Origin of the sequence: Chthonomonas sp., from assembly GCF_035294165.1 — a bacterium.
Classification (GTDB): Bacteria; Armatimonadota; Chthonomonadetes; order Chthonomonadales; family Chthonomonadaceae; genus Chthonomonas.
On the sequence record NZ_DATGLN010000209.1, the window covers coordinates 1 to 7,752 of the forward strand.

Consider the following 7,752-nt stretch of genomic DNA (forward strand, 5'->3'; position numbering starts at 1 on the left):
GAACCATGAAACGGATGTAGGCTACCCTGCTCACCGCAGCCCAGTCGGCAGTGCTTAGTCTCGCCGCCTTCGCGCTCTGCGCCCCTAATAACGTTCGAGGCGACATCGTAGATAACTGCCCCACCACGGGCTATAGCTGCAAGACCTATCATACCTGCCCAACCGCGACCTTCTGCGTTGCACAGAGTATGAACTGCCAACTAACGAGCCAGTATTGGCAATATACGATGGCCTACGCGGAATACATGTGCAAAAACCTCAACGGGCCTGGCACCGTCGTCTGTACTCGGTGCTCGTCCCCCGTACAAGCCGGATGTTGCAATTCTCAAACCGGGCCGGTAGTGTGCCCTGTAATTTGCCTAAGTACCGGCTCCTAACCTACCAGGCTCTCTGCCCTCGCGAGCAGAAACTCTGGAACATGCTCGCGAGGGCATCTAGCGTTGGAGCGTTGCAAGGAAACATGTTTCTATGCGAACACTTTTATGAGCCGTGCCAGACAGCAAACGGTTCTGGCTCGTGCCTTTCCCAAAGGAGCTACAAAGATGCCAAAACGAAACGGTTCCTACGTAGGCTTCACCCTCATCGAGCTGCTTGTGGTGATAGCCATCATTGCTCTACTGGCTGCCCTCCTCTTCCCCGTCCTCTCCTCCGCCAGAGAGAAGGCAAAACAGTCCGTCTGCATCTCTAACCTCCGTCAAATCGGCATTGCCTTTCGTCTCTATCTTGAAGACTATAATGGAGAGCGGCCCTACCTGCTTGATAGGCTGGTGCCTACCTACGTCTCCACCCCCAAACTGCTGCTCTGCCCCGACGACATCACCGGGAACTATGCCTACTGGCTTTGGGATGCCGGTAACACCCCACACTACTACTATCGTTACCCTTCTTCCTACAGCTACTTTGAGCCTTGTCCTCCCTTCCGATGTGACGATGGACCTAACTATGACGAGTGGAAAGCCTTGTTAGCCCTCCCTCCGTCTTCGGTAGGGGTTATTCTCGACTTCAACCACGGCTATCCCATTCCCAACTATCCACCACTCAGGAAAACGTTTCCTTCCGACCCCGTCTACCCACCCAACGTCTACCTGCGCGAGGGCACCACGCTTCGGCTGAACCTCGATGGATCGGTGCGGGTGCTGCAGATCAAGTTTCCGGGCGATGGATTTTGGCCATGGTATGCCATGGTCTACAATCCGGGGCAGCGCGTGCCGGATAGCCCTTTAGGGCCGTGAGGCAAACCCTGTGAAGGAAGGCTCTGCACCTACTGCCTACGCGAAGTAAGCAACTTCAAGCCCGCCTGCAGAAGCGCGGCGGCGTCGGCTCGATCGGGCAAGTCGGGAAAGACGCGCTCCACCGCTCGCCGAGCATCGGCACGGCTGTAGCCCAGCGCTACCAACCCCTCGATGGCATCCTCCCACGCCGCATTCTCCAAGGCCGTCCGCTCGCCGGTGCCGACAGCCTGCCCGACACGCTGCTCGAAAGCGAGCGCCGAAACTCTGTCGCCTAGCTCGAGGCTAAGCCGCTGTGCCAGTTTCGGCCCCACCCCCGGCACTTTGGTAAGCAGTTTTATATCCCCCGAAGACAGGGCGCGGGCCAACTCGCTTACCTCGAGAGCCGACAACAACGCCAACGCGGCCTTTGGCCCTACGCCGCTTACGCTCAACAAAAGCCGAAATATGTGCAGCTCCGTGGCGCGCGAAAAGCCGTAAAGCGACAGCTCATCTTCCCTCACCACAAGATGGGTTAGCAGCGTGACATCGCCCTCACACGCGCTTAGGCTCGAAAGCAACGGCGTCGGCACATGCACCAAATAGCCCACTCCGTTAACGTCCAACACCACCGCACCGGCCTCCGCACGCACCACCCGCCCACGAAGCTGCGCGATCATTGCCTTAGTAGATCACCTTGTTCAGTGGATACTCCACAATGCCTTCGGCACCGGCTCGTTTCAACCGCGGCAACAGGTCTCTGACCGTGTTCTCTGCCACAATAATCTCGATGGCCACCCAGTTCGGGTCGGCCAGAGGGGAAACTGTAGGGTTGCGCAGGGCGGGAAGCAGCGAGGTAATCTGCTCTAACTCCGCCTTGGGAACGTTCATCTTTAGCCCCACAAGCTGCTCGGCGTTTAGTGCCCCCTGCAGCAACATGGCGATATTTTCCACCTTGGCGCGCTTCCATTCGTCTTGCCAAGCGGCCCGATTCACAATAAGACGGGTTGTGGAGACAAGAAGCACATCCACGATCTTGAGGTCATGCGCACGTAGGCTGCTTCCCGTCTCCGTGTTCACGACAATGGCATCGGCCAACTCCGGCACCTTTACCTCGCAAGCGCCCCACGAAAACTCCACCTGCGCATGTACCCCATGCCTCTGCAGGTAGCGCTCGGTAAGCCGAACATACTCTGTGGCGATGCGTTTGCCCTGCAGATCGTGCACCGAGTTGATTCCCGAATCGTTCTTTGCCGCCAATACCACACGAATGGGGTTTAGTGTAGCTTTAGAGTAGACAAACTCGGCCACCTCCTCCACATCGGCCCCGTTGTCCTCTATCCAGTCCTTTCCTGTAAGGCCTGCGTCCAGAATGCCTTGTTCCACGTAGCGCGGTATCTCTTGGGGGCGTATCAGCAGCGGCTCCAGCTCCGGGTCGTCCACCGTCGGGTGGTAAGATCGCCCGCTGCTCATGCGAAACTCATAGCCTGCCTTTTTGAAAAAGGCAAAAGTGGATTCTTGCAAACTTCCTTTAGGTATCCCAATGCGTAACTTTCTTTCCACGTTTCTCGTCCTCGAAAAATTTGGCAGTTATCGTAGTATACCTTACCCCACAAAGCCCCTCCGAAGCTGCACGCTAGCATCCCCCGAAACATAGGGGAAAGGATGGGATAGGCTCACTCTGCTAACTGACTCTAGAACCGTGAGATTGTCAGCTCCACCCCCTACCCCTCATAACTGGCGGGAATTGAAACTCAAGATTTCTCGCCTTTGGCTCGAAATGACAGTCGTACCACTGGCTCTGCAGCCGACGCCCTTCCCCTCAGTAATGAGAAGACCGCTCAGCTTTGCTTCGAGGCAACATGGGATGCCAACACCCCCATGCAGGGGGAGGGGAGACCAATAAGCCAACTTACGGTTTTCTGTGAAACCTCCGGGAAATAATCAAAGCAACCCTTTTCCGCTCTCGCCAACGATCCTCAAAGATAGTCGCGCTCTGGCAAAAACACATAACCACAACGCCAGCACCGTTCGGCATCGGCAGCGCTAATGGTTTTACACCGTGGACACAGGTGAAGCTTTATGGGAAAATGGCCGCATTGAGGACAGCGACGCGTATCACCGTAAACCAGCGCACCACAGTGCTCGCATGCGCTGGCCTCCTCCGCCCTCTGTTTACGCACACCCCTGCCTTGAGAAAACATCGCTTTCCCCTCACAAACCCACTTCCATCGGCACCTGCCTTCTCCTTCGAGCGGTTCCACGCCAATAGCTAAGGACGGAAAGCGTAAGAATGCCTATCGCCACCAAAGCCCATAGCACCGCCCAAAAGGTGGCCGTAAGCCCCACGGCATGCGCCATGTTGGTGGCATCGTTTTGACCAAGATCGTTCGTAGTAAGCCCAATCAGCACGCGCAGGTCAATAAGCGCATCCAAACAGCACTGTACGGCCAGAAAGGATGCCAGAAACTCGGCAATTTGTGGAGAGGCAAATCGCCCTGCTAAAAAAAGCAGCACGACAATCGAAAGCCCGGTAATGAATGTAAAAGCGCCACTACGAAATGGATTGCACCACAAAAGCACCACACAAAGCAGGTAGGCAGCAACCGCATAAAGCACGGCTCGGCCTGCATGGCGCCAACGTGTCAGGCGCCCAAACTGCAACAGCAACGCCCCAAAAAGAGTGGCGCCTAAATAGCCTGCCGAGTCCACGAGGCCTTGCGCCCAGGGTGACACCGCAGAGATGGTGACCCCACTGCCGGAAGGCGCGATGCGAATATACTCCACCTGCCCACCGGTAAGGACGGTAGCCAAAGCGTGGCCGCTTTCATGAACAAAGGTAACAAAGAGCCGTAGGGGGTAGAGAATCTGCTGCGCATACGGAATAAAAAGTAAAACCACCGTTACCGCGGTGGCCAGCAACAGCATAAGGCGTGAGCGGACGAGCGGGTCTATGCCGGAGCGCACCGACCCCGAACCTGAGGATAGGGGGCTGTTCATCGTTTTAACGTATTTCCTCCTACACTCCTCTACGTAATTGCGCAGCAAATGGCTTCACGCCATGCGGAATCTAAGGCTCAGCCGCCTGCCAAAATTTTGTCTACCCGCCGACTCACATCGCGCAGATAGGCCGCATCGCCGCCGGCAAGCTCGGTAGTCATATAGCCGGTATAGCCGATCTCGGCAAAAGCCCGTCGCACTTCCGGCCAGTCAATGCTGCCCTCGAGCAGGTTCACAAAATGACCGCCGATGCCGCCGAAAAGCCCCGGCCCTCCCTTAAAGTCCTTGAGATGCACCTTCTGGATGCGATACCCTAAGGTGCGAATCCAGTCCTGCGGCCAGGCGAAAGGAACCACGTTTCCTACATCGAAATAAGCTCCTACCCACCGGCTCCGAAACGAGTCGACGAACGCTGCAAACTCCAGAGGGCTTAGCAGAAAGTTGTTCCAAACCTCCTCGAGGCAGATTTTGACTTTCAGTTGTTCGGCTAGGGGCAGCAGACGGCGGATGGCCTGCTGCGAACGATGGTAGGCCTCCACGTAGCGCGTTTTGGCGTCTACCACGGCGGGCACGAGCAGGATATCGTCGGCACCAAGCGCTTGGGCGCACCGAAGGGCAGCTTCGGCATTTTTCAGGCTCTGCGCGGCGGCCTGCGGGTCGGGACTGGAGAGCGGTGGGTCCCACCCGCCGTAGATCACCGAATGAATGCGCACGCCGGCCGACTCGGCGGCCGCCCGCAGACGCTCCTGCTCTTTCGGGTCGGTAAGCGGCGGCGCCTCTACCCCCTCAAACCCCACATCGCGCGCCAGCTTAAGTCGTTCCTCCACCGTGAGGTTCTCCGGCAGCATGGAGTAGAGCACCGCCTTGTGAGGGCCATGCTCCGCTGTCGGCACCGTCTCCTGCGCCTCGGCCGGGCCGGCCAACAGCGCTGCGCCGGCCGTTCCCCATACAAAGGTGCGGCGGCTGATGCCCGTATCGGTTTGAGAGCGGTTCGGTTTCATGCTTCTTTCACCACAGGGAGTTTCCACGGGGCGCGATAGGGCGGCATCAGCAGATGGTTGGCCTCGCGATCAGCGATGACCTCAAATTTGGTGTTATCCCAGTGGATTTTACGGTTGGCATAGAGAGACGTATGCGCCAGGTTCAGGGCGAGATGAAGGGGCAGATGCGCCTCGAAATTACAGGAAGGCTGCTGGCGCGTTTTGATACAATCTATAAACTCGCGCCAATGCCCCGGAGAGGGCGGTACCACCACAGGATAGTCCGTGCGCTCGACCGGTTTGCCGTTTTTATCTATAACCTGGCAGAGATCGTAGTTGGCGATAAGGGTGGCATCTTTTCCGTGGAAAATAACGCCCAACTGGCGATAAGGCCCTATTTCCCCCACACCGAAATTGAACCGGCTCTGCTGCATGAGCACCCAAGTCATGTTCATGTTGGGATACTCCCAAATCACATGCAAGGTGTCGGGCACATCGGCGATACTGGTCGTAGCAAAACGCCCTCCACTGGCAGAAACGGCCAGCGGAGCACCTAGTTCAAGCGCCCACACGGGCAGATCGACGATGTGTGGGCCTAGCTCGTGCAGCCAACTGTTCACATAGTCCTTAAAGTAGCGATGCATGCCGTCGCGAAAGCGCCCGATATTGAACGGAACCTTGGGAGCAGGCCCCAGCCAGAAATCCCAATCCAAACCCGGCAGCGGATCGCTATCGGCCGGATGATCGAGTCCCTCCGAATCGTCGTTCATGGTGCAGATGTTGGTAACGGCTGTAATCGGCCCTAAAGCGCCGGAACGAACGATGTTAACGCACCGATGATAGTTCTCCGTGGCGTGAATTTGGGTACCGACTTGGGTCACGCGTTTGTAGACGCGCGCGGCGCGTGCCATCATAAGAGCCTCCATAGGGTATCGGCTCATCGGCTTCTCACAATAAACGTCCTTACCGGCTTCACAGGCTAAAATGGAGATAATGGGATGCCAATGCGGCGGAGTGGCCACCACTACGGCATCAATATCTTTCTGCTCCAGTAGCTGTCGAAAGTCATGATAAGCCCTCGCTTTCCCGTCGGTAAACTTCACGGCGCGATCAACATACGGCTGGTAAACATCGCAGACAGCTCCTATCTGAACGTCCTCCATCTGCCCAAACGTCTGCATGTGCGCGCCATAGCCGCGCCCCGCCACCCCGATAAAGCCCAACACCACTTTGTCGTTTGCGGAGACCCGCTTGCGTCTAGGCGCCGCTTTCGCCTCGGCGGCCGCGCCCAGCGCGGTTGCTGCAACGGCCCCGCCGGTAGTCTGCAAAAACTTGCGTCGGCTGATCTCTTCCTGCTTCATAGCGCTCTCCCAACTAGGAATCCAGAATACTGCCGATAACTTCCCCATCGGTTCCCCTCTTTCCTGCTTCCGCTGTCCAAACCATGCCCAAAGAGAACATAGGGTCTGATGCCCGCTTCTTCAAGGCCGACTAGGGGTCCCTAGTAAATCGCAAGATTTCCGAAGCAGGGCGTCCTCCCTTTCAAGGCCGGTGGGAATGGAAACTTAAGATTTCTCGCCTTCGGCTCGAAATGACAGTTGTTCATCTCATCTTTGGCTTGAAATGACAGGCGTCTATCTCATCGGCTCTTCAAGGCCGATACAGGGTCCCCAGAAAATCGCAAGATTTTCTGGGGTAGGGCGCCCTTCCCCTCAAGGCCGACGCCCTTCCCCTCATTTGAGATGACATGGTTTCCGCGTGCGCATCTCTATGAATGCCACTGGCAACTCTATTTCTCAACACAAAAAAACACCTTGCCGTGACCTCGGAACTTAGACTATAATTTAGCCGAACATGCGAGGCCAGGCGGCTTCGCAAAATCGCTTTATTTAGAAAAAGATACTTCTGCTAACCTGTAACGAATGGAGTCTCCTTTGGCCCTTATGTCTCAACGAATACGGTTCGGCCTGCTATGGATCGTCGGCATCTTTTGGTTTTGCGGTTGCTCCCGTTCTCCCCACGCTTCCTATCTTCAACAGGTCTCCGATTTCACCATCGGCAGTGTCGCCCTGCAGGTGGCAGATAACGGTGGTCATGACAAAAAATATCTCAAATTGGCCAGCGAAATCGCGCCGCAAGAGCCTGCAGTATGGGCAGACCTCGGCCTTATGGAGTTGCGTGCCTCACCACCTAACTATCAAAAGGCTGCCCAATACCTTCAGAAGGCCGAACAACTCGATCCCAACAGCAGCGCTATTCAGCGGTTGCTCGGCTTGCTTGCGTTTCAACAGGGCAAAATCGGCGAGGCCATTCAGTACTACCAAAGGGCCGTTCAACTGAACCCAAACGACCTTCGCGCTCGCTATGAACTTGCCTACAGTTACGACCAACTCGGCACGCCGGCAGGGCTTCAACAGGAACTGCAGCAGCTTAAAGCCATTTTGCAACAACGCCCCGATAACCTTTTCGCCCAGTTGCAACTTCTGCAGGTGGCCGCACGTCAAGGAGATGTTGCCACCCTTAAGCAGGCGCTCGCCATGCTGCAGGCAAGAACCACCACCTTT

The 7,752-nt window shown here is 56.5% G+C and carries 8 protein-coding genes; 2 read left to right on the forward strand and 6 right to left on the reverse strand.

Features of this window, described 5'->3' with window-relative positions:
- The first annotated feature begins 542 nt into the window (after positions 1–542).
- Positions 543–1,232, forward strand: a complete 690-nt coding sequence (locus VKV29_RS11790) for a prepilin-type N-terminal cleavage/methylation domain-containing protein (protein WP_324201509.1) — start codon at positions 543–545, stop codon at positions 1,230–1,232.
- Between the two features lie 29 nt (positions 1,233–1,261).
- Here VKV29_RS11790 and ruvA read toward each other — a convergent pair whose 3' ends face one another.
- From ruvA to VKV29_RS11820, 6 genes are all read right to left on the reverse strand, one after another.
- Positions 1,262–1,888: a Holliday junction branch migration protein RuvA gene (gene ruvA / locus VKV29_RS11795; protein WP_324201510.1), complete on the reverse strand. Its 627-nt coding sequence runs from the start codon at positions 1,886–1,888 to the stop codon at positions 1,262–1,264.
- A 4-nt stretch (positions 1,889–1,892) separates the two neighbouring features.
- Entirely contained in the window at positions 1,893–2,771 is an 879-nt protein-coding gene (hisG, locus tag VKV29_RS11800) for an ATP phosphoribosyltransferase (protein ID WP_324201511.1), read from the reverse strand.
- Positions 2,772–3,187: 416 nt separating this feature from the next.
- Positions 3,188–3,412 carry a double zinc ribbon domain-containing protein gene (locus tag VKV29_RS11805; protein WP_324201512.1) on the reverse strand — a complete coding sequence of 75 codons (225 nt, stop codon included), beginning with the start codon at positions 3,410–3,412 and terminating at the stop codon, positions 3,188–3,190.
- A 10-nt stretch (positions 3,413–3,422) separates the two neighbouring features.
- Positions 3,423–4,208, reverse strand: coding sequence for a M50 family metallopeptidase (locus tag VKV29_RS11810; RefSeq protein WP_324201513.1), 786 nt, complete (start codon positions 4,206–4,208; stop codon positions 3,423–3,425).
- Between the two features lie 77 nt (positions 4,209–4,285).
- On the reverse strand, positions 4,286–5,209 hold the full coding sequence (locus VKV29_RS11815) for a sugar phosphate isomerase/epimerase family protein (protein WP_324201514.1): 924 nt from the start codon (positions 5,207–5,209) through the stop codon (positions 4,286–4,288).
- Positions 5,206–6,549, reverse strand: a complete 1,344-nt coding sequence (locus VKV29_RS11820; RefSeq protein ID WP_324201515.1) for a Gfo/Idh/MocA family oxidoreductase — start codon at positions 6,547–6,549, stop codon at positions 5,206–5,208. The genes VKV29_RS11815 and VKV29_RS11820 overlap by 4 nt, the downstream gene beginning before the upstream one ends.
- Positions 6,550–7,131: 582 nt before the next feature.
- Between VKV29_RS11820 and VKV29_RS11825 the strand changes: the two genes are divergently transcribed.
- Positions 7,132–7,752, forward strand: a 621-nt coding sequence (locus tag VKV29_RS11825) for a tetratricopeptide repeat protein (protein WP_324201516.1), incomplete at its 3' end; no start/stop codon positions are given.

Excerpts from the sequence above, each read along its gene's own strand:
- VKV29_RS11815 (WP_324201514.1), bottom strand. The coding sequence starts at position 5,209 with ATGAAACCGAACCGCTCTCAAACCGATACGGGCATCAGCCGCCGCACC.
- VKV29_RS11820 (WP_324201515.1), bottom strand. The coding sequence starts at position 6,549 with ATGAAGCAGGAAGAGATCAGCCGACGCAAGTTTTTGCAGACTACCGGC.
- VKV29_RS11810 (WP_324201513.1), bottom strand. The coding sequence starts at position 4,208 with ATGAACAGCCCCCTATCCTCAGGTTCGGGGTCGGTGCGCTCCGGCATA.
- ruvA (WP_324201510.1), bottom strand. The coding sequence starts at position 1,888 with ATGATCGCGCAGCTTCGTGGGCGGGTGGTGCGTGCGGAGGCCGGTGCG.
- VKV29_RS11805 (WP_324201512.1), bottom strand. The coding sequence starts at position 3,412 with ATGTTTTCTCAAGGCAGGGGTGTGCGTAAACAGAGGGCGGAGGAGGCC.
- VKV29_RS11790 (WP_324201509.1), top strand. The coding sequence starts at position 543 with ATGCCAAAACGAAACGGTTCCTACGTAGGCTTCACCCTCATCGAGCTG.